General features: G+C 40.3%; 26 protein-coding genes and 1 pseudogene. 6 read left to right on the forward strand and 21 right to left on the reverse strand.

Annotation, left to right across the window (positions count from 1 at the left end):
• Positions 1-18 precede the first annotated feature (18 nt).
• Together G9U52_RS26150 and G9U52_RS26155 are read right to left on the reverse strand one after the other, a co-directional pair.
• The gene (locus G9U52_RS26150; protein ID WP_243767564.1) at positions 19-885 is read right to left on the reverse strand and encodes a M56 family metallopeptidase; all 867 of its coding nucleotides are present in this window, start codon (positions 883-885) and stop codon (positions 19-21) included.
• Positions 882-1,316 (reverse strand): BlaI/MecI/CopY family transcriptional regulator, encoded by a 435-nt coding sequence (locus tag G9U52_RS26155; protein ID WP_166153599.1) that lies wholly within the window; start codon positions 1,314-1,316, stop codon positions 882-884. Before G9U52_RS26155 ends, G9U52_RS26150 begins: the two co-directional genes overlap by 4 nt.
• 176 nt (positions 1,317-1,492) lie before the next feature.
• Here G9U52_RS26155 and G9U52_RS26160 point away from each other — a divergent pair, with 176 nt between their 5' ends.
• Positions 1,493-3,169: a multicopper oxidase family protein gene (locus G9U52_RS26160; protein ID WP_375790290.1), complete on the forward strand. Its 1,677-nt coding sequence runs from the start codon at positions 1,493-1,495 to the stop codon at positions 3,167-3,169.
• 76 nt (positions 3,170-3,245) lie between these two features.
• Complete coding sequence (locus G9U52_RS26165; RefSeq protein WP_166153601.1) at positions 3,246-4,088, forward strand: C39 family peptidase; 843 nt, start codon at positions 3,246-3,248, stop codon at positions 4,086-4,088.
• A gap of 31 nt (positions 4,089-4,119) precedes the next feature.
• On the opposite strand, the gene G9U52_RS26170 is transcribed toward G9U52_RS26165, so the two are convergent.
• The 3 genes from G9U52_RS26170 to G9U52_RS26180 all read right to left on the reverse strand — a co-directional run bounded on the left by G9U52_RS26170 (position 4,120) and on the right by G9U52_RS26180 (position 6,514).
• Positions 4,120-5,019 carry a WD40/YVTN/BNR-like repeat-containing protein gene (locus G9U52_RS26170; RefSeq protein WP_166153602.1) on the reverse strand — a complete coding sequence of 300 codons (900 nt, stop codon included), beginning with the start codon at positions 5,017-5,019 and terminating at the stop codon, positions 4,120-4,122.
• Entirely contained in the window at positions 5,006-5,599 is a 594-nt protein-coding gene (locus G9U52_RS26175; protein WP_166153603.1) for a TVP38/TMEM64 family protein, read from the reverse strand. Before G9U52_RS26175 ends, G9U52_RS26170 begins: the two co-directional genes overlap by 14 nt.
• A 255-nt stretch (positions 5,600-5,854) precedes the next feature.
• Positions 5,855-6,514 carry a cytochrome c oxidase assembly protein gene (locus G9U52_RS26180; RefSeq protein ID WP_166153604.1) on the reverse strand — a complete coding sequence of 220 codons (660 nt, stop codon included), beginning with the start codon at positions 6,512-6,514 and terminating at the stop codon, positions 5,855-5,857.
• 683 nt (positions 6,515-7,197) lie between these two features.
• Between G9U52_RS26180 and G9U52_RS41830 the strand changes: the two genes are divergently transcribed.
• Positions 7,198-7,527 carry a four-helix bundle copper-binding protein gene (locus G9U52_RS41830; RefSeq protein ID WP_166153678.1) on the forward strand — a complete coding sequence of 110 codons (330 nt, stop codon included), beginning with the start codon at positions 7,198-7,200 and terminating at the stop codon, positions 7,525-7,527.
• 31 nt (positions 7,528-7,558) lie between these two features.
• Here G9U52_RS41830 and G9U52_RS26190 read toward each other — a convergent pair whose 3' ends face one another.
• The gene (locus G9U52_RS26190) at positions 7,559-7,744 is read right to left on the reverse strand and encodes a DUF2933 domain-containing protein (RefSeq protein ID WP_166153605.1); all 186 of its coding nucleotides are present in this window, start codon (positions 7,742-7,744) and stop codon (positions 7,559-7,561) included.
• A 393-nt stretch (positions 7,745-8,137) separates the two neighbouring features.
• On the opposite strand from G9U52_RS26190, the gene G9U52_RS26195 reads away from it, so the two are divergent.
• Complete coding sequence (locus G9U52_RS26195) at positions 8,138-8,293, forward strand: hypothetical protein (RefSeq protein ID WP_166153606.1); 156 nt, start codon at positions 8,138-8,140, stop codon at positions 8,291-8,293.
• Positions 8,294-8,563: 270 nt separating this feature from the next.
• On the opposite strand, the gene G9U52_RS26200 is transcribed toward G9U52_RS26195, so the two are convergent.
• Entirely contained in the window at positions 8,564-8,845 is a 282-nt protein-coding gene (locus G9U52_RS26200; RefSeq protein ID WP_207953205.1) for a hypothetical protein, read from the reverse strand.
• Positions 8,846-9,250: 405 nt separating this feature from the next.
• On the opposite strand from G9U52_RS26200, the gene G9U52_RS26205 reads away from it, so the two are divergent.
• The gene (locus G9U52_RS26205; protein ID WP_166153608.1) at positions 9,251-9,748 is read left to right on the forward strand and encodes a hypothetical protein; all 498 of its coding nucleotides are present in this window, start codon (positions 9,251-9,253) and stop codon (positions 9,746-9,748) included.
• A gap of 705 nt (positions 9,749-10,453) precedes the next feature.
• On the forward strand, positions 10,454-11,020 hold the full coding sequence (locus G9U52_RS26210) for a C40 family peptidase (protein WP_166153609.1): 567 nt from the start codon (positions 10,454-10,456) through the stop codon (positions 11,018-11,020).
• Between the two features lie 332 nt (positions 11,021-11,352).
• On the opposite strand, the gene trxA is transcribed toward G9U52_RS26210, so the two are convergent.
• The 14 genes and pseudogenes from trxA to ssb all read right to left on the reverse strand — a co-directional run bounded on the left by trxA (position 11,353) and on the right by ssb (position 20,787).
• Positions 11,353-11,670 carry a thioredoxin gene (trxA, locus tag G9U52_RS26215; RefSeq protein ID WP_166153610.1) on the reverse strand — a complete coding sequence of 106 codons (318 nt, stop codon included), beginning with the start codon at positions 11,668-11,670 and terminating at the stop codon, positions 11,353-11,355.
• Positions 11,671-11,699: 29 nt separating this feature from the next.
• The gene (locus G9U52_RS26220; RefSeq protein ID WP_166153611.1) at positions 11,700-14,123 is read right to left on the reverse strand and encodes a heavy metal translocating P-type ATPase; all 2,424 of its coding nucleotides are present in this window, start codon (positions 14,121-14,123) and stop codon (positions 11,700-11,702) included.
• 93 nt (positions 14,124-14,216) lie between these two features.
• Positions 14,217-14,417 carry a cation transporter gene (locus G9U52_RS26225; RefSeq protein ID WP_166153612.1) on the reverse strand — a complete coding sequence of 67 codons (201 nt, stop codon included), beginning with the start codon at positions 14,415-14,417 and terminating at the stop codon, positions 14,217-14,219.
• A 25-nt stretch (positions 14,418-14,442) separates the two neighbouring features.
• Positions 14,443-14,778, reverse strand: coding sequence for a metal-sensitive transcriptional regulator (locus tag G9U52_RS26230; RefSeq protein ID WP_166153613.1), 336 nt, complete (start codon positions 14,776-14,778; stop codon positions 14,443-14,445).
• Positions 14,779-14,876: 98 nt separating this feature from the next.
• Positions 14,877-15,725, reverse strand: a complete 849-nt coding sequence (locus G9U52_RS26235; protein ID WP_166153614.1) for a DUF8832 domain-containing protein — start codon at positions 15,723-15,725, stop codon at positions 14,877-14,879.
• 90 nt (positions 15,726-15,815) lie between these two features.
• Positions 15,816-16,436 carry an NAD(P)/FAD-dependent oxidoreductase gene (locus G9U52_RS26240; protein ID WP_166153615.1) on the reverse strand — a complete coding sequence of 207 codons (621 nt, stop codon included), beginning with the start codon at positions 16,434-16,436 and terminating at the stop codon, positions 15,816-15,818.
• 205 nt (positions 16,437-16,641) lie between these two features.
• Positions 16,642-16,818: a hypothetical protein gene (locus G9U52_RS26245; protein ID WP_166153616.1), complete on the reverse strand. Its 177-nt coding sequence runs from the start codon at positions 16,816-16,818 to the stop codon at positions 16,642-16,644.
• Between the two features lie 86 nt (positions 16,819-16,904).
• On the reverse strand, positions 16,905-17,057 hold the full coding sequence (locus G9U52_RS26250; protein ID WP_166153617.1) for a hypothetical protein: 153 nt from the start codon (positions 17,055-17,057) through the stop codon (positions 16,905-16,907).
• Positions 17,058-17,143: 86 nt separating this feature from the next.
• Entirely contained in the window at positions 17,144-18,589 is a 1,446-nt protein-coding gene (locus G9U52_RS26255) for a DNA cytosine methyltransferase (RefSeq protein WP_243767574.1), read from the reverse strand.
• 105 nt (positions 18,590-18,694) lie between these two features.
• Positions 18,695-18,883, reverse strand: a pseudogene (locus G9U52_RS41835) (DNA cytosine methyltransferase); the annotation flags it as partial.
• Positions 18,884-19,156: 273 nt separating this feature from the next.
• The gene (locus G9U52_RS26260; protein ID WP_166153618.1) at positions 19,157-19,435 is read right to left on the reverse strand and encodes a hypothetical protein; all 279 of its coding nucleotides are present in this window, start codon (positions 19,433-19,435) and stop codon (positions 19,157-19,159) included.
• Between the two features lie 34 nt (positions 19,436-19,469).
• Positions 19,470-19,844, reverse strand: a complete 375-nt coding sequence (locus tag G9U52_RS26265; RefSeq protein WP_166153619.1) for a hypothetical protein — start codon at positions 19,842-19,844, stop codon at positions 19,470-19,472.
• Between the two features lie 88 nt (positions 19,845-19,932).
• Positions 19,933-20,202 carry a hypothetical protein gene (locus G9U52_RS26270; protein WP_166153620.1) on the reverse strand — a complete coding sequence of 90 codons (270 nt, stop codon included), beginning with the start codon at positions 20,200-20,202 and terminating at the stop codon, positions 19,933-19,935.
• 141 nt (positions 20,203-20,343) lie between these two features.
• Positions 20,344-20,787, reverse strand: a complete 444-nt coding sequence (gene ssb, locus G9U52_RS26275) for a single-stranded DNA-binding protein (RefSeq protein WP_166153621.1) — start codon at positions 20,785-20,787, stop codon at positions 20,344-20,346.
• Positions 20,788-20,953: the final 166 nt, after the last annotated feature.

Consider the following 20,953-nt stretch of genomic DNA (forward strand, 5'->3'; position numbering starts at 1 on the left):
AGTAAAAGATAAGCGGGTTTAACTACACCCGCCTAAAACAACAATAGACATCATCACTAGAACAAAAAAAGAAATCATAACCGGTCTAAACTGTAAAACCGGAACATTTACAGGTACTTCAGGATGAAGAAATTGTAACATACGATAGTTAAAAGCTGTATCTGCAAAAGGGATGCCGATCATTGGCCTTGATAGTTTGTTCATTTCAGAAAGCTTCAAGAGCACGATTCCTAGATCATATTCAGTACCCATCTTTTTTATCACAAAACGGTCCGCCATTAGCTCCTTCCAAGTTTTGTAATAGTGGTGGAAATTTTTAATTATAGGCACATACCCCAGCCCATCTACCATCATCGTAGACAAAAATATTTTTAATGGGTCATAATGTGTACAATGATACCTTTCATGCTGTAATATCACTTGGATTTCACTTGGCGAAAAAGAGGCGAGAACTTCGGTGGATACGACAATTCTTGGGCGTAAAAATCCCATAGTCAGAGCAATAAATGACTCGTCTCTTACAACAATAAACTTCACATTCCAGTCACGATACTTGTAATTCAACTTCTTCGTAAGTTTCCTATGCTTTCTATTTTGAAAGATACGGGACCATTTTACAGATAAATAAAACTGTTTACAAATTCTCCATGCAATTCTCCCAGTCGTATATAGGATAAGCAGATTGAAGAGGAATTTTACAACAAGATGGCCCATTGTATTCTCATCTATGATAGATAAACAATATTGAAATATATTCCATTCTGATTCAATCTTCCATATTTCGTGGGCCACGAAAAATCCCATTTGCAAGAGTAGGATCAAAACAAAAATGAACAGAAATACAATGACTAACTTGGGTTTCAACATTGCACCTATCTTTTTCATGGCTGTTTCCTGCTTTGCATAGCACTAATTTTCTCTTGGATCTTCGCTAATAACTCAGGATCCGAATCTTCTAGCGCATCAACCATGTGATTGACTACAAGATCCCCAAACTCACTCATAAGTCCGCGAGTTACCGCTTTGGTTTGCTCGTTAATGAATTGCTCCTTCGTTTGTACCGCGTTATAAGTAGAGATTCGTCCTCTCCCGCGGCCCTGCGAGTTTTTTTGGAGATGCCCCTTTTCGAACAGACGATTCATCACTGTCATGACTGCATTAAATGTAATGGGGTGCTCTTTATTCACAAGTTCTTGTACTTCCTTAGCCGCTATTCCGTCATCAGAGGACCATAAAACCTCCATAATTTTTGCTTCAAGGGGCCCAAAAAAACGATTAAGCCCTTCTTCATTGACGTTGTACTTTTTTATATTCATTTTCTCACATCCTGATACTACGAATTGTAGTATATTTGGATAGAGTTAGTCAATCATAAGCAGTTATCCAGTTAATAGAATATGCCACTTCACAGTTTCTACACATAAATTTTATATGATCATGTCGTCAGCTTGTGCTTAAGAAAAAAAATGTAATGGAGGTTATCATGAAAACTATTCTCCCCTTTAAGTTAATAATCGTTACGGGTGCACTTGCGGCTATATTAACTGGATGTTTTAACAATTCCGATAGTACAATGCAAGGCATGGATCATTCGAAAATGGGACAGTCTATGGATCCAAAAGCTGCAGATAAGCCAGGGCAACCCGCTGGAGGTTCTACATCAAAAAATGAAACCCTAAACGGCAAAGAAATCAATCTTACTGCAAAAACAAGCAATTTGGATGTGATGCCCGGAAAGACCATTCCTGTATGGACCTTTAACAATTCAGTACCAGGCCCAGAAATACGCGTAAAACAAGGTGAAACCGCAAAAATCAATTTGAAAAATGAATTGCCGGATCCCGTTACTATTCACTGGCACGGGGTACCGGTTCCCAATGCTATGGATGGTATTCCCGGAGTTACCCAAAATGCTGTACAGCCCGGCCAATCATTTATTTATGAATTTAAAGCGGATGTTCCCGGGACTTATTGGTACCACTCCCATCAAGACGGTGTAAACCAAGTTGATAAGGGTCTTTATGGATCGTTCATCGTAGAGACTGCTGATGATAAGGTTAACCGTGACTACACGTTAATATTGGATGAATGGAATAGTGCGGGCGTTGGAAACATGGACATGTCAAGTAAGCCTATGCCAAATATGGATATGTCGAATATGGACCATTCGAAAATGAATATGGGTGGTTCTGCTGAGCAACCTAAACAAGAAACACAATCCACTATGGACCACGGCAACATGAACATGGACACAACAGCAGAAGGAAGCCCAAAAGCTTCTACAATGGCAGGACATGACATGAACACTATGTATGATCTGTTCACCATTAACGGAAAATCGGGCGAAGCCATAGATAAGCTCATTGTCAAACAGGGTGAGAAGGTCAGAATACGATTAATCAATGCAGGATTCATGTCTCATAACATGCATCTTCATGGACAAGAGTTTAAGGTTACGGCAACTGACGGCCAACCTATCAATAATCCTGGTGCAATAACTGACCAACTTATCGCAATTGCGCCCGGTGAGAGATACGATCTTGAGTTTGAAGCTACAACCCCCGGCCAATGGTATTTAGAAGAACACGGGAAAGAAGCGCCTGTCAAAGGAATGAAAGCCATGATCCAATATGAAGGTTCCGAAGGGTCCAAGGATCAAGCTAATGAGACCGCTGAATTGCCTATGCTGGACATTACTAAGTATGGCCAGGCTTCCCAGTCTAAGTTCTCGTTGGATCAAAATTTCAACTTGGAATACACAATGAATTTGAATACCGAAGCAAAGAATGGAGAACAGGTCTATACAATCAATGATAAGGCATTCCCTGATACAGAGGCCATTAAAGTGAAAAAAGGGGATCTTGTCAAAGTACGTCTAGTTAATAACTCCAAGACGGATGATCACCCTATGCACCTGCATGGACACTTCTTTCAAGTTTTGAGCAAAAATGGCAAACCTATGGAAGGTTCGCCGATTATCAAGGATTCTTTAAATTTGAAACCAGGAGAAGAATATGTTGTGGCTTTTGAAGCCGATAATCCCGGTGATTGGATGTTCCACTGTCACGACCTGCATCACGCATCAGCAGGAATGATGACCCATCTGGTTTATTCAGATTTCAAATCAAATTTTGTTAATGATCCTAAGGCTGGCAACAAACCGGAATAAACCTTACCAACAAGAAGGAATTCATAACCTATAGAAAAGGTATGAGTTCCTTCTTGCTATAATCATATTGAGGAAGATGATGATGATTCTCGCTGGATTTAAATACTTTTTATCCTATTTATTAATCGCCGGACTTGCTATGTCAAGCGCCTTATTCGGCATCCTGCTTTACAAAAAAATAATAGGCCAAGAAGCACTTGTTGGCGCGGGTTATGACCGCATAACCCCTTCTATTCAAATACCAATAGCCGAAGTCAGCCCTGTGTGGAGAGGGACAAATACTCAACCAAAAGATATCGAACTGAAGAAATCGATATTGATCGAGGCTCCCTTAGTTCTGCAAAATCCGGAACTTCCATCAGGATGTGAACTCACAGCGCTTACCATGCTTCTTCAATTTTACGGAGTGAAAAAGGGGAAAATGGATTTATTGCCGGAGATGAAAACCGACGGTACTTCCATACATTGGGGCAAGAATGGGACCATTGAATACTGGGGAAATCCAAATTTAGGTTATGTCGGTGATATAACAGGTAAACAAAAAGGGTTCGGTATTTACCACAAAGCCCTTTTTGAGCTTTTAGCTGCATACATTCCGACTGCAGTTGATTTGACCGGGTCATCATTTAATAAATTACAAGAGAAATTATCTGCTGGAACTCCAGTAGTTGTATGGACAACCATCCCTTTTACAGTTCCACGAGAAGATCAATGGATCACTTGGGATTCTCCTTTGGGTCCGATAAGAACGACATTCTTGGAACATGCTGTTCTTTTAGTGGGCTATGATGAGAGCCATGTTTATGTTAACGACCCATTGAGCGGCAAGAAAAATTATCAAATTGAAAAAGAACAATTTATAAAAACCTGGGAAGCTATGGGGCGTCAGTCTCTAACTTATGAAAAAAGGGAGGCGTAATATTTATACGCTTCCCTTTTTTCATAACTATTTATCTTTGCGACCATGACTTCCCACTATCTTTGCTCTCAAACACCTTATATTTGTCAGTTACAATGAGCAACTGGTTGGCATCAACTTTGGAACTTTTAATCCCGAGCGGCATTTCGCCGTTCAGTTCCACTTTCATCGGTTCCCAAGTTTTCATATCCTTAGAACGAAGAAAGCCCCCTTCATTCATAGCAATGACATTACCATTATTTAAACTCAATAGCTGAAATGCTGGCTCGTTACTTATTTTAGTCTCTTTTGCTACTCCATTATTGATATCATAACGTAATATACCATTTTCAGTTGCAACAAGCACAGAGGAATCGTTATCCGGCGCTACAGCTATAGAGTATGTTTCTTGAGGAATAGAACCTGCCTTTTTCCAATTCACTCCCCCATCTTTACTTTCAAAAAGGTTTTCACCCTTACCGGCTAATAAAGTGAATAAATGATTGGAATTTTTAGGATCCATTGTGAATTGGTGTGCATCCGGCAGATCCGGCTTGGGTTGATTTGGTAAACCTGTTTCAGCGGCAGTCCAAGTTTTTCCTCCGTCTGTTGTCCGTTTAACAAAACCATGTCCCGATACCATTATATTTTCAGGTTTTGAAGGATCAATTTCTAACCCCATGATGTCATTTTTACCAAGCGGTGTTAACGTCTTCATCCACTTCTTGTTCTTCCACTCATATAATCCTGTATGCGTTCCGAGCCAAACCGTTTTTCCATCCGGGGCATAGCTAAATGTATGGGGATGAGTTGCGCCTGGGTTTAACTCTTCGGCTTCAGACCCATTTGATCTATTGAAAATCCCCCAAACAACTAATCCTACAATGCATGCTATTACAATTAAAAATGCCAGCCCCATGCCAAATGATGAATTCTTTTTACTTTTTTCCATTCTCATACTCCTCTTTCTTTATATGTTTTTTTCTGAAGAAAATCAAGATTACTGTGATTAGTAGTAACGAAATCAACAGCCGTGGAAAATTATCATTCAAGAGAAGTAAATCGTGGCCGATGAGAGTCTCCATTACAATTGAAGGTGCCTTACCCAGGAATGTAACAATAATAAAATCGACAAAAACCATGTTTGAAGCAGCTGCTGCGAATGTAATGACACCGGAAGGTATCAAAGGAGTCACTCTTGCTATAAATAACAGAACGATACGCCGCCCTCGACTAGCATCATTTATTCGATGAACCCATCTCCATTTTTCTGAATGCATGGCGTTAACCTTATGGATCCCCCATCGGTAAAGGAAAAAGGAGAGGCCGGCACCTAATACTTCCCCGAGTATAGAAATGAAAAATCCTGGAACCATTCCAAAAACAACTGCATTTGCACCAGATAGAAATAAAGAGGGGACTACCCCAAGTATACTGATACCTATATTGATCAGCAAACTAACCAGAATAGCCCATATCCCAAATTGCCTAAGCCAATTAATAACCTCATTTACATCAAAAAAGAGCTCCATCGAACTTGTGCACTCCAATCTCACAAATATTACTACATATTGTAGTAAATTGGCTCCAAGGTGTCAAATCTCTAATCATCCAGGTATTTTTGATCATGATGTAACCGAATATCAGTTTAATCGAAATCAATGGCTTAGAAAAACACGATCGTCGAGTCCTATCGACATATTTAACTGAAGTGGTCGCCGGTCTTGGAAAGCTGAAAAAGTGAACGCTGTGGTCGCTCCAATCCATAATAGTCAGGGAGCCATAATCTACATCTCCTTACGGTACCATCGATGGATGACGAATCCCAACGCAATAATAAGAGTCCCTTCTTGAATAAACTTCATAATAACGCCTCCGAATTGCTGGTCTTCTAAAGGGTTAAAAAGAGACACTACCACCGGTACTTGTGCATATGTCTTATATAAAAGTTTACTTGCAAAAAAGATAAATATACAGACAGGATAAATTAAAAGCCCCTCCACAATTATATACGCCATTTTCTTGATACCGGGTATTCGATCCAATTCAGGAAGCGGACAAACAAGGACCCACCACATCTGAAAAGCAGAAACTAATAAGATGAGATGATAAATATTACTCACTATACCACCCCCGCCGTCGGACATTATATAATCGAAAATAGCAGGGTAATGGTATACCGTTATCAAAACATTGAATACAATAACAGCCAGTAAAGGGTGAATAACTAGCGGAAGTACTTTTTCCACAAAACTTTTTGGCAATATCGCTCTAATAAACCATGGCGGTGTTCCATACAGCAACAGCGGCGGCATAACGAACAATAAAAGCGATTGTTGCAACATATGGGCACTGAACATGAATTCGTTAGCCAATAGATTTAGAGGGATGCCCTCAGCCAAATAAAACGCGATAAGCCCGAACATGAAAAAAACTTTTTGAAGCATACCTACTGGTGTAAAAAGGATATTCTTTTGCCGAAACGGCCCACTATAAACGAATAGATGAAAGCCAGCAATGTGTTTATCATGATCAGCCAAGGGCTCCAAAGTTCCGAAAAAGAAATATTGTTGAATAGAGAAACATTGATCATAGAAGATGCCCGCTTCCCAATAAACTACATTATGTAGTATTTAATAATTTCTTCTACTTTATTAGAATGGTATCTCCTCTGTCAATACTAAAGCAGCTTATTTAACATAAAATTATCCCCTATTGCATCCGGAGTTGTGGGTTATATACCAGGATCACCCCCACTTGTTAGTTTACATTGAACTTGTTGATTTAGGGGAAATTATCATTCACAAAATCTCTGGTAAGGAGTGATTCCAAATGTTCTACCGTATGATCCTTCTATTAATCGTATTGTTTCTGGAAAGCATACATTTCTCTTAATCACTACATCTTTAACCACTAAAACTATGTACTATTGCTTTCCATTTATAAGAGGAGGGTGCAATAAATAGTATATAAAACAAAGTGTGTAGTTGATAGTTTTACATTTGGAAACCGAAGTTTTTATCAAACTCTCTTGTTTAATAATGATTCACTAGTATGAATATTGTGTAAGGAAACGTAAATACTACAATTTGTAGTACCACTAAAAGGAGGGAATTAAATGAACACGTACATGATTCCACAAAATGTTCAAAAGTGTATTGATGCTTGTAATGAATGTATGAAGGCTTGTGAACAATGCTTCTCAGCTTGCCTTCAAGAACCAGATGTTGGGGCAAGGGTTCATTGTATCAGTATGCTTAGAGACTGTGCTGATATATGCTCCCTTACAGCTCAATACTTGGCTCGAAACAGTATGAGTGCAAAGCAAATTTGCAGCCTATGTGCAAGTATATGCGAAGCATGCGCAGAGCACTGCAGCAAATTTAAAGATGAGCACTGCAAAACTTGCGTAGAAATGTGCAAAAAATGTGCTGAAGTATGCCGTAACATGGCTGCATAAATAGTTACACCAATAGGGGGCTTATTGCCCCCTATTTATTAACACTGTTTTTGAGTTCATTAAGATCCTTTTTCATTTCAACATTTAGCTTTTTCAATTCATTCAATTCATGTTCTACATGATTGTTATGCTTGTGGCTTCCGCCCCCATGCATACCTTTCATCATAAACAACATCATCACAGGGCATATAAGCACGAACAGCCAGGTCCAGTCCATTCTGTTTCTCCTTTTTGAGTAGATGGGATTGTATTTCAATAACATTTTACTACAATCATGTGAAGTTTCTATGTGGTTTTGGAAAGACAATCATATCAGAAACAGATTGCTCCAAAAGCGCAACAATTGAGAATATTGAGTAGGCCAGAATTGGACCACTCACTAGATAATGCTTGCGACGATAAAGACTCTATTAGACTATCCCTGTTACTATTCATTTTGATTTATTGATCGAATATCCATATGGTGCCCCTTAACAATCCAAATTACTAGTAAATTATGTATCCAATGAGTCCTCACCGATGTCTTGGTCATTTTGTTATGAAATCTTGTATTTAGTAACTACATATTGTAGTATAAAAGGGCGAAAGACTTTAAGGAGGTGAATATGAAGTGAAATCAAAAAAACTTTTGGGCATTCTTATTCTATGCGGCTCCATTTTGTTAGTAAGTTCAGGTTGTTCTAAACCAGCAGATAAACAAGATCCCAATAATATGGGTAACATGGATCACAGCAAAACACCTATGAATGACACTACAAAAAAGTAATTATTCATATTGTATAGATTTATGAATTGGTATTATTCCGTCCATCCCCTCCAAATTGTTGGTACTAACATTGGAGGGACTTATGAAAAAACTTTTTCACGACTTTAGTCCTTTCATAAAGTAGCCTATTAGCCATCAAATGAACTGAGTAATATCAAATAAAACTAACCATATAACAATCGTAATAAGATCCACTAATACACTTCCTTAAGGTTATTCTATCTTGGTTCCCTCATCGTACAGACTCCAGCTCACCCCCTAGAAGTTCGATCATTGTGGGCAAATATGGTAAACCAGATCATTACTAATTGCTCTTTCATCGTTCACGGTTAAATTCCCGTCTTTTCTTAAGGAGACATAGTATTTCCTTCCATAACTATAAGCTAGTTCTTTCAGTTGGTCATTATCCGGCGCCTTTGCCAATTGTTGCAAAACATTGATGTATTGCTTTCTTGTTTCTTTGATGTAGGCAGACTCTGTCTTCATTTTCAACACTCCAAGAAAAATTAGTGCTAAACCAATTACTCCCATAACAATTACAATAGTCATCATGGTCCTCCTTTTATATACAAAAATCCAGTACATTGTGCTATCTTCGCTTATACAAGCAACGAAATAATGCCTATCTTATCTTCCAAGCAAGGACTAATACCGATATGACGAATGATAGATATGAAATTAAATCAGAAGCACAACCCACCTAAATTGCCGGATTTATTATTTCAACTATGTTTATTTGCGAAAATTAACTACAGTATGTAGTTAATTATAGTTTAATACACATATCAGTAGTAATTTTGACAATATTACAACTTCAGTCCTGGGATAACACGTATTAGCCCGTCTTGTATTCGGATAGATCTCTTTTTTGTTTAATCACAAATTCAACACATCTAATGAATATAATGAAGTGACTGGATTTCAACACATCACATTTTAACAATTGGAGGGATATCAATGATAAAAATTTTCGTAGGTATTAAAGAAAATAATGAAGTTAAAGGTTGCATTTCAACGACAAACGAACAACGTAAAAAGATTGCAAAGCCAGTAGAAGAAATCGTCGAAATGGCATTCCAGAAACATTCTCTTTCAAGCTTGAAGCAAGCCTCTACTCTGATTAACTGGAAATCGCCGGAGGAAATTGGCGACGGTATTTTCTTAGCCAACTACTTGAATGAAGGAACTATCGAGTGTTTTGCTACATACATGCAGGAATTACTTAGTTTCTTACATAGCTTTGAGACAAAAAACGATATTCCAGATCTAGAGAATATCAACAATAATTACACACAGAAATTAGCCAAATATATTATTGAGGGTATGGTAAGCCTTCCAAACGATGTGAAGGCTTACTTCGATCATGATGTTGATTCTGCGATCATTCTTGATCTGGATGAAGGAAAGATAATCAAAGAAAGCTTTGGGACGAAAAAACTTTCTGCATCAGATTAGCTATACATAAGATAAAATAGTCATGGAGAAAAAACGCTTCATATTTGCAACTACTAGCGCCTAGCTTCCGAAAGTTAACGGATCATATTATCCAAAGATTGATGAAAACGAAGGCCGCATAAATACACGCCATTGATTCTAATATAACGAAATTTTCAAGATAATTCTCCTCAATGACCCGTTTGACCATGTGTTCGTTAATGATCCGGTGTTGGTCATCGCACAAAAATCCAGTTGTATGGCTGCTTTTGGTACCAATTGAAATAGGTACTTTGCTGTCCTTGAAGATGTCATGCGTGCGTTGGACTCTCCGTACGAAAGGTGCCGAACTAAGTACGCACCTACATGCAAACATTCATAATACCCAAGCCAATACTGCAAATCATATCATTATGGCGCAGCGTAGCCCAATGCACTGTTATTGCAGCCATTCCCGTTTTCATTTTTCCCAGTGATGATCAGAGCCTCCGGGTCTGGAGAATATAGAATTTATTGAGGTTGTTCTAAACCTAGCAATAAAAAAGATACCAATAATATGGGTAGTATGGATCACAGTAAAACGCCTTAGGATAACACTAGAAAAAGTAATTAGTCTTTTTGTTTAGATTTATGAATTGGTAATTATTCCATCCTCCCCCTCCAATTGTTCGTGCTACCATTACAGGGTAAGCAAATAATCATACTAACATTGGAGGGATTACTTTTATGAAAAAAACTTTTTCGTCGGCCTTAATCGTTATTACTTTATCCCTATCAGCTATTTCTTTTCAAGGACATGCTTTTGCGGCTTCTCAGACAGATTCTAACTTCTCTCAGACTAGTGTAGCTTCATCTGTGAGGCAAAAAGTCATCAGCGCCGGAAAAGCATACTTAGGCACTCCTTACGAATTTGGTTCCAGTCGTTCCAATACGCGAACATTTGATTGCTCCGATTTTGTCAGACAAGCATACCTTGAAGGTGCAAAAATTAAGCTACCAGCCGATTCAAGAAGTCAAGCAGAATATATCAAAAAAAATGGCAATGTCACTACTGACTGGCGAAAACTCAAACCAGGGGATGTAATGTTCTTTATGTCTTACAGAGGATCGGATGCTTCTGATTACAGGGGAATCATTAAAAATAAACAACGAATTACTCATAATGGAATCTACCTTGGAAACGGAAAAATACTTCAGACATATTCCAAAGAATCAGGTGGTGTCAGAATTGATACGATAGATAACAAGCAATGGGAATATCGTTTCTTATTCGGTGGAAGTGTTTTGAAATAGATTTGCATCGCTAACATATTAATTGGTAACGCTCTTGCAAGAATGAGTTTAATAGGATACGGCAGATGGGATAGATTACCGTATACCGATGGGCCCTCGGGATTCCAATGCCCCTTTTGGGGATGGATTCAGGAACTTGCCCTGGAACGATTGGTTACATACTGGTGGTTATTTTATTTGTTCTTCCTTGGGCAATATCACTCGGCATTCAGAAAGGCAAGCATCTAAAAATGGGGATCAATGGATACCTAGTAACCCTAATTCCCCTAGGATTGTGATCTTTCTTTAAGCATGTAAAGGGTAGGTGGTTATCCACACTACCCTTTTTTCTGTTATTCAATGAATGGCTTGATCGCTTCTTGCAAAGTAGACTTGGGTACAAAACCATTTACCTGGCCGACTAAAGCACCCTGCTTATATATAAAAAGTGCCGGCAAACTCTTTACACCTAATCTTTCTGAAACCTCTTGGTTCGATTCGACATTTATTTTTGCAATACTCACCTGGCTGTCATATTCGCTACTTAGTTCCTCAAGAATGGGCTCCAAAAGTTTGCATAGCGAACACCATGGAGCCCAAAACTCCACGATGACTAAGCCCTCACCTCGAGTCGTTTCTTGAAATGTTTGGTCAGTAATTTCAATAACCATCTCAACACCCCCAACTGGTTTGACATCCCTTACAATTTAATCCGCTGAAGCCTAAGCGCATTTAATACGACGGATACGGAACTCAGCGCCATTGCCGCGCCTGCAAGCCAAGGAGCCAGAAAGCCTAAGGCTGCTATCGGAATCCCAATCACGTTATAAGCTAAAGCCCAAAACAGATTTTGCTTAATGTTTGCCATTGTCCTTTTACTCATAAATATCGCATCCGGTATGCTGTTTAAATCGCCACGCATTAGGGTCACATCAGCTGCTTCCATAGCTACGTCTGTACCGGTTCCAACCGCCATCCCGATATCAGCAGTTGCTAGTGCCGGTGCATCGTTAATACCATCCCCGACCATGGCTACCTTTTTCCCTGCTGCCTGAAGTTTTTTAACCTCTGCCGCTTTGCCTTCCGGTAAAACCTCTGCCAATACCTGATCAATACCCGCCTGGGCCGCGATCGCTTTGGCTGTTCGCTCATTGTCTCCGGTGATCATGATGACCTCAATTCCGAGGTTTTTCAGACGAGCCACCGCTTCTTTGGATGTATCCTTGATCGTATCCGCTACAGCAACCATGCCTGCATAAGTACCATCGATGGCTACCAGCATGGATGTTTTACCGGCTTCCTCCAAACGGCTCATCATTTCAAAAGCATCTTCAGCATTCACTCCATATTGAACCATTAGCTTTCTTGTCCCCACCAGTAATTCCTTACCTTCAACGATAGCACGAACGCCATAACCCGGAATTGCTTCAAATTGCTCGGTCTCCAGAAGCTCGATTCCTCTTTCCTTAATGCCTTTCACAATAGCCTCAGCCAATGGATGCTCTGAATTTCGTTCAACTGACCCCACCAAACGCAAGAAGCTATCCTCTTGAGTCCCGCTCGTAGTAATCACATCGGTAAGTTCTGGTTTCCCATTCGTGACCGTTCCAGTTTTGTCTAAAATAATGGTCTGGATACGGTGAGTAGCTTCCAGATGCTCTCCACCTTTAAACAGAATACCCAATTCTGCTGCTCGACCAGATCCGGCCATAATGGACGTAGGAGTGGCAAGGCCCAATGCACAAGGGCAAGCTATAACAAGAACGGCAATCGCTTTTTCTAATGCGCTCGAAAAACTGCCCGGTTCCACTGCGAAATACCAAACCAGAAAGGTTAGTATAGCAATCCCGACCACAATAGGAACGAATATACCGGAGATGGCGTCTGCTACTCTTTGAATCGGAGCTTTCGAGCCTTGCGCTTCCTCTACCACTTTAATAATCTGGGCAAGAGCCGTTTCCCTGCCCACTTTCGTGGCTTCAATTCTTAACATCCCATTTTTATTGATGGTAGCTCCGAAAACAGGATCACCTGTGCGCTTATCCACGGGTATGCTTTCGCCTGTCAGCATGGATTCATCGACCGAGGAAGCTCCTTGAATGACTTCACCATCGACCGGGATTTTTTCTCCGGGTTTAACCACAATAATATCTTTAACTATGACTTCCTCTATGGGTACACTAATCTCTTGTCCGTCTCGAATAACGGTGGCTGTTTTAGCTTGAAGTCCCATGAGTGTCTTGATAGCCTCCGAAGTTCTGCCTTTAGCTAAGATCTCAAACAGCTTTCCAAGCAAGATCAGTGTAATCAGGACCGCACTCGTTTCGTAGTATAAAGCCACTTCATGATGAGCAGGGCTGTTTAGTGATTGTATCGTTTGGTACAAGCTGTAGAAGTAAGCGGCGGATGTTCCGAGCGCAACCAGGACATCCATATTTGCACTGCCATTCCGAAGCGCTTTATAGGCCCCTACATAGAACTGTCTTCCGATAATGAATTGGACGGGCGTAGCCAAAGCCAATTGAAACCACGGGTTCATAAACAAATCCGGGAGCCAAATGAACGAAGTAAAAGAAAAATGGCTGACCATCGCCCAAAGCAAAGGCAATGAAAGAATAGCAGAAGTAATCAGTTTGATTTTATGATTTCTAAGTTCTTTTTGCCGATGATCACCTGTTTCCTGCTGCTCCTGTTTGGGAACCGCACCATAACCCAGCTGCTTTACTTTGTTTACCATATCGGCTACCGATACCTGGGAGGCTGTAAATTCAACATGTGCTGTTTCTAAAGCAAGGTTCACCGTTGCCTTTGTAATACCCGACATTTTGTTCAAACCTTTTTCGATTCGGGTGGCACAAGCTGCACAGGTCATCCCTGTAATTTGGAAATCGGCTGCATCTTTGACGGTTCCATAACCTAAGGCTTCGATCTTTTGTTCCATCTGCACCAAGTTCGTCTTGGTTGAGTCAAAAGTAACTGAAGCTTGCTCTAAAGCAAAATTGACGTTCGCTCCGGAAACACCTTCCAGTTTATTTAACCCTTTTTCGATGCGGTTTGCGCATGCGGCGCAAGTCATTCCGGTAATTTGTAAGGTCGTCTGCTGTTGTTCTAAACCTTTTTCCATTATGTGTTCCTCCTAATACCACTGGGGGGTATATTTTTTTGAAAAAAATATAGGGTTGAGCACAACGATCTTCTCGTCGCTGTGCTCACTTTTTTAACCTACATCGTATCCTTGATCCTCTATGGCACCTTTGATTATGTCTAAAGTGAGCTTACTTTCATCGAATTGAATCTGTACCGTTTTAGCTGAAAGATCTACTTGTCCCGTAGCGCCCACATTTTTAATCGCACCTTCAACAGAGCTCACACAATGCCCGCAGGTCATACCTTCTACTTTCAAGGTTACATTTTGCATATCGATTCCTCCAATATGTTTATTATTATTTCATTAGTTTGTTAACTGTAATCAATAACTCATCTATAACTTCATGTTCCCCAGCTTGAATGCGTTCGATCACACAGCTTTTCATGTGCCCTTCAAGCAATAACTTACCCACGCTGTTTAATGCCGCTTGGGCCGCAGCAATTTGGTTTAATACATCATCACAGTAGGTATCCTTCTCTATTAAACCTTTAACGCCTCGAATCTGGCCTTCAATACGATTGAGCCGTGAAACTAAATTTGCTTTTGTTTTATCAGAATGATGGCTTTGCCTTTCTGTGTTGCAGCAGTGAACATCAGCGTGTTCAGCTTCGGCTTCTTTAAGGGTTTCCAAATAGTTAGCCTCCTATCCTTAATAAGATAAAAATAATATACCATACCCCCTATGGGTATGTCAATTAACTCGACCATTTATAATAATTGCTGCTTTTTTTACGGCACTTGAACGACGAAGGGAACGATAATCACTTGACTGTTTTGTTGAAATTGACCCCATATTTTATAAACGCCGCTTTTAGGGAAAAAGGTAGCAAACTTGGCATCAGGACCTGTTGCTTTCTCCTCCAGAGGATGATTGTGAATATAGTGTTCCACATCGCTGCTAATGATAACGACATGCCCTACAGCGCCTAAGTAAGGCTGAAGGTTTGTAATAGGAGCTTGCGTCTTGCTGTCTTTAAACGAAAAATTCATTTGAACTTCCTTGCCTGCCTGCAGTTTATCAAATTGAAGCGTAACCTCTTTATTATCGACCGTTTTAGTTAGGCTTGTATCTGGAATTATGGGTTCCAAAGCAGCTTTCTCATTTCCTACTTGTACCCAGTGGTTTTCCGTCTTTTGTTGAGAGCCGGTAGGGATAAAATCAGCGATTAATTTATATTCCCCATTTTTCGGAAACATAGTGCTGATCTCAAATAACCCTTTACCCATGTATTCTGGATGAATGTGGTCAAAATAGCTGAGGTCTTTACTTACTAAGATAAGATGCAATTGTTTTTCATGGTTCACATCAAACTTCTCGACGGGTGCGCCCTTGGAGTCATCAATTTGAATCGATATGTTGGACTTCTGATTGGGTTCAGGTTTGTCGGTAGATAGTTTCCATATTGATTTTATATCCATGCTAGGTGCGGGTGTTGTTGTTCCATGCCCTGCATGCTCCCCTTGTTCATTCCCACTGCTTACAGCATTATGCTGGTTATGGTCCACAGTTTGTGTGGCTGTACAACCTGATAAAAAAGCCATCGATAATAGGCCACTTCCAAGCAGTTTTAAAATCATATTGATTCCCCTTTTAGTGTAGTGTTGTGTAGTACCCTAGTAACATGTATTCCATTGTTAAATTTTTTCCTATAGTTTTTGTCTAGTCGCCTATAATTCTACGGCTTTCCGTAAATTCACTAGGGTGACTCGATCAACAAATTTCGAAAATTTCTCTTTCTTCTTCCCTTGTTCTTGAAAAATGGTGATCAGTCTCCTCACAATCGGAATCAATTGGTCGGGGCTTAAATCTGTAAGTAGGAGCTTTGCAAGGTTTGCTTTAAGCCCCTTTGCCTCCCCGCCAACGTACAAATCAAACGTATCCCTCATTTTAACGACAGCTATATCTTTTAATAACGGTTCACTTGTACCGAGTGCGCATCCTGCGTAGCCAATTTTAAGAGGGCTAGGAACCCCGATTCCCGAAATAGCTGCATTTAAAGATTTGGCAATATCTAATCCTGCCTCTTCTGGCCCTCTACAGAAGTTACATGTAATCAGGTTTTTGGTATAGAAACCAGCTGGAACTACTTGTAGACCAGCTTCGAGAAGTTTTTGTGTTACAGCGGCCACTTGGCCTTCTTCTACGGGAACATAGAGTTGTTTAAAACTTGTCATTTCAATCGATGCATCTTCCCCGATAATTGATCCTATCAGCACTAATTGATTCGGTTGAAATAGAGATCCTCCAATCCCGAACGCTGGAGCTACAGCTAGCATTATTAAAGCCATTTCTTTTCCTCCTGATTGCTGCATTTTTTTAAACGACGCTCCTTGTATGTAGAGATAATGACCGTTTTTTCGGAGCGTTGAAAAAATAAAGAAATCGCGTTGCCAACTGGGACATCCGTCAATAAAACAAGTATACCCCAGGTAGGTACTTCATCAACAATTTATATACTATACCCCTATACAGTATAATGTCAATATGCACTTATCATCTCCCCAGTAATATAAGATGGCTTTCTTTCAGATATAAGCTGGAAATATTCATCCTCTTCATCGTGCTAAAGGTCATAATAGAAATACCGTAGAGCCGCTCCTCTATGGTAAAGGGAGACTTCTTGGCTACACAGGTTATCCCTTCAAATTCAGATAATATGTAGCGGTTCATTTCATCTGCTCCTCTTCAGGGCTACTGATACCAAGCAGGATTTTATCAAGTAAAAGTAGCCCCTATACTTTTCTTACATATCTTCATTAGGATTTGTGGTAAATCACTTTGTAGGATCTATCTTTCTTCATATTGGATTGGTTGATTTGATTTACGACTCGCTCCGCTACTGAAGCAGAAACGGATTCAAACCAGATAATTTCTGTCCCATTGATAACTTTCACAACAGATGCTGTCATAGCATGCCTCCTACAAAAATTCTATTTAATCCTGTATGGATTTTAGGTCTGCTCTGAATGGTCTAAATATAGATTTCATACCTACACTAGATAGATAATTGCAATTGCCCCATTGGCTCTTTATACCGTTCAAATGTGAGTACGTTTCCTGAACCCGTACAATGCTCCGGCATGTTCGCGCGTACTAATGCTGTTGCGAATGGCGGCGGAACACTATTACCACAGCGTGCTACTTGGGCTGATTTAGTGACAGGCTTACCGTTCACTTGGTAGCCTGAGATAATATATGTGCTTGGAAATCCCTGTGCCGCGTAAAGCTCATGTGGTTCCAGCATCCTCATGCCAATGTCGATAATTTGATAAAGAACATTCTTTATTAAGACAAGCCCGAATCTCTCATGTGTCGTGACCGTTCCAAGAGGATCATTCAGTGACTGCCCAATACTACTCCCATAATAAGCAATCAGAAGGGCTCTTACCTCAGCATGGTGCAATCCGCCCGCCGTAACAGTATGCAATGGCTCTGTGACAGGCTGCCCGATGTTTGTTCCTCGAAGTTTGATCAAATTAGATGTGACAAGCGCGCTTTTTCCACCACCGCCGGCTGTAACCGTACCTAGTGGATCATCCATTCTGTTCCCAACCGACTCTCCAAAATGCCTAGCAATATGTGCTGTTACCAATGCGTTATGATCCACTGTTGTAATAGTAGATAGCGGATCATTCAGATCATTTCCTGAACCTGTATAGCCGCCTCCATAATGCTTGATTAAGCAAGCTGCAGCCACAGCAAATTTGTTTCCTCCAGCAACAACCGTACCAAGCGGTCTTTTCAGATCGAGTGCACGTGGCTCTTGTCCCGGGCCTTCTCCATATCCGACTTGGATAAGAGTTGGACTAACAAGAAGGTGCTCCGCTTTTGTAACAATTGTTGTAAGGGGCTTTTTCAGATCATATTGCAATCGATCACGACCAAACTTGGTTTGACCGATCCGGGCTATGAACGGAGCAGCTGCATTAGAAGGAGCAATAAACGGATCGGGATTATTAATCACAAATTTTTTAATTCCACGATCGATGCGGCGTAGTGTATTTTCGGCAAGCGGGCGAACTGCCCTAATTCCGTATTTTTTCTTTATTTCTTCGGAAGTATCAAAAATGCTCGGGCATGGTATCGTCCAGTCTATGATTTCCGCAGCTGTACGCCAGGGTTTGAGCTTCCCGGATATTACTTCTGGGCTCGCTGGGTCGCCATGTGTGGGCTCTGGCCATACAATCGGCTTTCCATCACAGCGGGCTATCAAGAAAAAACGCTTTCGAATCGTAGGAGCTCCGTAGTCGCATGCCCGCAGCTCCCTCCATTCAACATTGTATCCGTGACGCTTGAGTGCATTGACAAATGAATTAAACGTCCTGCCCTTCTGCATCGGATCCGGATAAAGGATTTGTTGATCTGGGGGAACAATCTCGCCTGGCTCGGATACAACGACTACATCATCCTCACCTTCATGCCCGCGTATAACTTTAAGCATTCGACCAGTATTGGGATCAACTTTTGCAAGTAGGGGTCCCCAAGTTTTAAATTCTTCTACATTTTCTAACATTATGACTCTCGGGTGTTCAGTAGCAACCCACCTAATTGTCACCCAAGCCAGCCCTCGAATACCCTTTTCGACTGGCTTACCTCCTTTAGCCTTTGAAAAGTGTTTACAGTCCGGGCTAAACCACACAAGCCCCACACGACGACCTCTTGCCACTAACCTTGGATGAACATCCCAAACCGAATCGCAATGATGCTTTGTATTCGGATGGTTAGCCATATGCATTGCGATTGCTGCAGGATCATGGTTCACTGCTTCATCAACCGAACGTCCTGTAGCTACCTCTATGCCGGTAGAAGCTCTCCCCCGCCAGCAAAATTATCGACAAAAATCTCCTTATGGTGTTCAGGATGCTGAAACACAAATTTTCCATGTTTTCTGTCAAACTTACGCTGTGATACCCGACTTAATCCCAATAGAATATCCTCCTAATTTTCGTCATAAATGAATAAAAAAAGGCCGCAGATTTATCTGCAGCCTTCCACTTCCAATATTTTTTTATGCTACCACTGCTTCACCCATATGCCGCAAGCGATAAGTCCAAGCACCATTCGTAAAGTACAATGTTTTTCCTTTTTCGATTACTTCCCCAGATTGAGAGGAGTATAATTTCGGAAGGTTGTATCCATTTGAATGTATAGTTGCTTTTCCTAGCTTCTTGCTGCCATTGTCTGAATATAAAAATCTCACTTGGCCAACTGGCGTTTCATCGGTTAGTGTAACAAAACCATCCTCTGTCTTATATCTCATTTCAACTACCACACGAACAGCAATCATCAAAACGCCTCCTTAAGGCTATCTATGTCTATAATTAAAATAGGTATTTAGCTTCTAGTTCTTCACCAATTATTTTTAATCGGATTTGATCAATTGCTTGATTCACATGTGGATCACATGAAAAATCAGCAATTTCTCTTAAATCCTTTAAGATAACATCAAATATCCCTTGTGTTATAGACCGATCCATTAGTTTCTTAAGTAAAAGCTCACTTTCTTTTTTCTCAGTTTTTGCTTTGAGCATCATACTTTCATAATTTCGTTTAGCTTCCAGAGAGGATATGGGATTATCTAATTTATTTAAGATATTACTAATTTCCCTAATCTCATCATCTAGCCTAACGATATCGTCCCGTAAAAGATTTGTAATTTTTTCAAATTCTTTCGGATCAGCAATAAATATATTCATTCTCTTCACCATCCAGTGCCCTTATCTGATAAATGCAACTCTTTGTCTAGTAGTCTCATGCTCTATGCCGTATATTGGATGCCTATTACTATTCTTTTACAACCAACACAGGAATAATTTCAATTGTTTTACATGTAGGGCAGCATCTTTCTTTGGGTAAATCGAACTTTGTGGAGCACACATCACATTTCCATTTGTTTATGAGAACTTTTACTTCGCATTCGACTCCAAATTTTTCATTTATCTTATCTGCCGAAGTTTGAGCGCGATTCCTCGCTCCTTCTACATCAAAAGGGCTGCTTTCCGATCCAAGTATTTCGCCTGATTTTTTATTAATTATTCCGAATATCTCCACCATCTTTTTTCACCACTTTCAGAAATTTAAACTGATCCCCACTCTGGGCTGCATCTGATTACCAAGACACACGTTACACAGTGTATAATCCTAGTCATATCAAGGGTATAATGGTTAATATTAGCTGACTAAAGTTGTCAGATTCTAAAATGGCAAATCATCATCCGAAATGTCAATCGGTTTACCATGATCCTGAAATGGGTCGTGATTCCCCTGATTACCTGTAGAATGTTGGGATCCACCCGTATTACCACTCCCGCCGCTAGTGTTTGGGGACTCCAAGAAACGCACATTATCAGCAATAACTTCCGTCACATATACGCGACGACCTTCATTGTTGTCATAATGCCGTACTTGCATTCTTCCTTCTACTGCGGCAAGTCGCCCTTTTCTCAAGTAATTGGCGCAAGTTTCAGCAAGCTGACGCCATGTTACAATGGGGATGAAATCCGCTTCTTTTTCCTTGCTTTGATTCATAAATGGACGGTCTACAGCTAGTACCATTGTGGTGACGGCTACGCCCGCAGGGGTGTAACGCAATTCAGGATCCTTTGTTAGCCTGCCTATTAAAATCACACGGTTCAACATATTGAACACTTCCTTTGTTTTTTTTGGGGTATATTATTCTCTTTATTTGGACTATCTGTTTGAAATAACATTGATTAACTTTTTATAATCTTTCGAACAGCATCTACCTATTATTTTTCACAACCCACATTTCACATTCATTGCATAAATCAGATATATCTGCTAT

The organism is Paenibacillus agricola (assembly GCF_011440305.1).
GTDB classification, from domain to species: domain Bacteria; phylum Bacillota; class Bacilli; order Paenibacillales; family NBRC-103111; genus Paenibacillus_S; species Paenibacillus_S agricola.

What these genes read in the sequence shown, in the direction of transcription:
- G9U52_RS26210 (WP_166153609.1), top strand. Translation starts at nt 10,454, where the DNA reads ATGAAAAAAACTTTTTCGTCGGCCTTAATCGTTATTACTTTATCCCTA.
- G9U52_RS26245 (WP_166153616.1), bottom strand. Translation starts at nt 16,818, where the DNA reads ATGAACCGCTACATATTATCTGAATTTGAAGGGATAACCTGTGTAGCC.
- G9U52_RS26165 (WP_166153601.1), top strand. Translation starts at nt 3,246, where the DNA reads ATGATGATGATTCTCGCTGGATTTAAATACTTTTTATCCTATTTATTA.
- G9U52_RS26150 (WP_243767564.1), bottom strand. Translation starts at nt 885, where the DNA reads ATGAAAAAGATAGGTGCAATGTTGAAACCCAAGTTAGTCATTGTATTT.
- G9U52_RS26240 (WP_166153615.1), bottom strand. Translation starts at nt 16,436, where the DNA reads ATGGCTTTAATAATGCTAGCTGTAGCTCCAGCGTTCGGGATTGGAGGA.
- G9U52_RS26170 (WP_166153602.1), bottom strand. Translation starts at nt 5,019, where the DNA reads ATGGAAAAAAGTAAAAAGAATTCATCATTTGGCATGGGGCTGGCATTT.
- G9U52_RS26225 (WP_166153612.1), bottom strand. Translation starts at nt 14,417, where the DNA reads ATGCAAAATGTAACCTTGAAAGTAGAAGGTATGACCTGCGGGCATTGT.
- G9U52_RS26155 (WP_166153599.1), bottom strand. Translation starts at nt 1,316, where the DNA reads ATGAATATAAAAAAGTACAACGTCAATGAAGAAGGGCTTAATCGTTTT.
- G9U52_RS26180 (WP_166153604.1), bottom strand. Translation starts at nt 6,514, where the DNA reads ATGCTTCAAAAAGTTTTTTTCATGTTCGGGCTTATCGCGTTTTATTTG.
- G9U52_RS26200 (WP_207953205.1), bottom strand. Translation starts at nt 8,845, where the DNA reads ATGATGACTATTGTAATTGTTATGGGAGTAATTGGTTTAGCACTAATT.
- G9U52_RS26250 (WP_166153617.1), bottom strand. Translation starts at nt 17,057, where the DNA reads ATGACAGCATCTGTTGTGAAAGTTATCAATGGGACAGAAATTATCTGG.
- G9U52_RS26235 (WP_166153614.1), bottom strand. Translation starts at nt 15,725, where the DNA reads ATGATTTTAAAACTGCTTGGAAGTGGCCTATTATCGATGGCTTTTTTA.
- G9U52_RS26205 (WP_166153608.1), top strand. Translation starts at nt 9,251, where the DNA reads ATGATAAAAATTTTCGTAGGTATTAAAGAAAATAATGAAGTTAAAGGT.
- G9U52_RS26190 (WP_166153605.1), bottom strand. Translation starts at nt 7,744, where the DNA reads ATGGACTGGACCTGGCTGTTCGTGCTTATATGCCCTGTGATGATGTTG.
- trxA (WP_166153610.1), bottom strand. Translation starts at nt 11,670, where the DNA reads ATGGTTATTGAAATTACTGACCAAACATTTCAAGAAACGACTCGAGGT.
- G9U52_RS26260 (WP_166153618.1), bottom strand. Translation starts at nt 19,435, where the DNA reads ATGATTGCTGTTCGTGTGGTAGTTGAAATGAGATATAAGACAGAGGAT.
- G9U52_RS26270 (WP_166153620.1), bottom strand. Translation starts at nt 20,202, where the DNA reads ATGGTGGAGATATTCGGAATAATTAATAAAAAATCAGGCGAAATACTT.
- ssb (WP_166153621.1), bottom strand. Translation starts at nt 20,787, where the DNA reads ATGTTGAACCGTGTGATTTTAATAGGCAGGCTAACAAAGGATCCTGAA.
- G9U52_RS26220 (WP_166153611.1), bottom strand. Translation starts at nt 14,123, where the DNA reads ATGGAAAAAGGTTTAGAACAACAGCAGACGACCTTACAAATTACCGGA.
- G9U52_RS26255 (WP_243767574.1), bottom strand. Translation starts at nt 18,589, where the DNA reads ATGCTTAAAGTTATACGCGGGCATGAAGGTGAGGATGATGTAGTCGTT.
- G9U52_RS41830 (WP_166153678.1), top strand. Translation starts at nt 7,198, where the DNA reads ATGATTCCACAAAATGTTCAAAAGTGTATTGATGCTTGTAATGAATGT.
- G9U52_RS26265 (WP_166153619.1), bottom strand. Translation starts at nt 19,844, where the DNA reads ATGAATATATTTATTGCTGATCCGAAAGAATTTGAAAAAATTACAAAT.
- G9U52_RS26175 (WP_166153603.1), bottom strand. Translation starts at nt 5,599, where the DNA reads ATGGAGCTCTTTTTTGATGTAAATGAGGTTATTAATTGGCTTAGGCAA.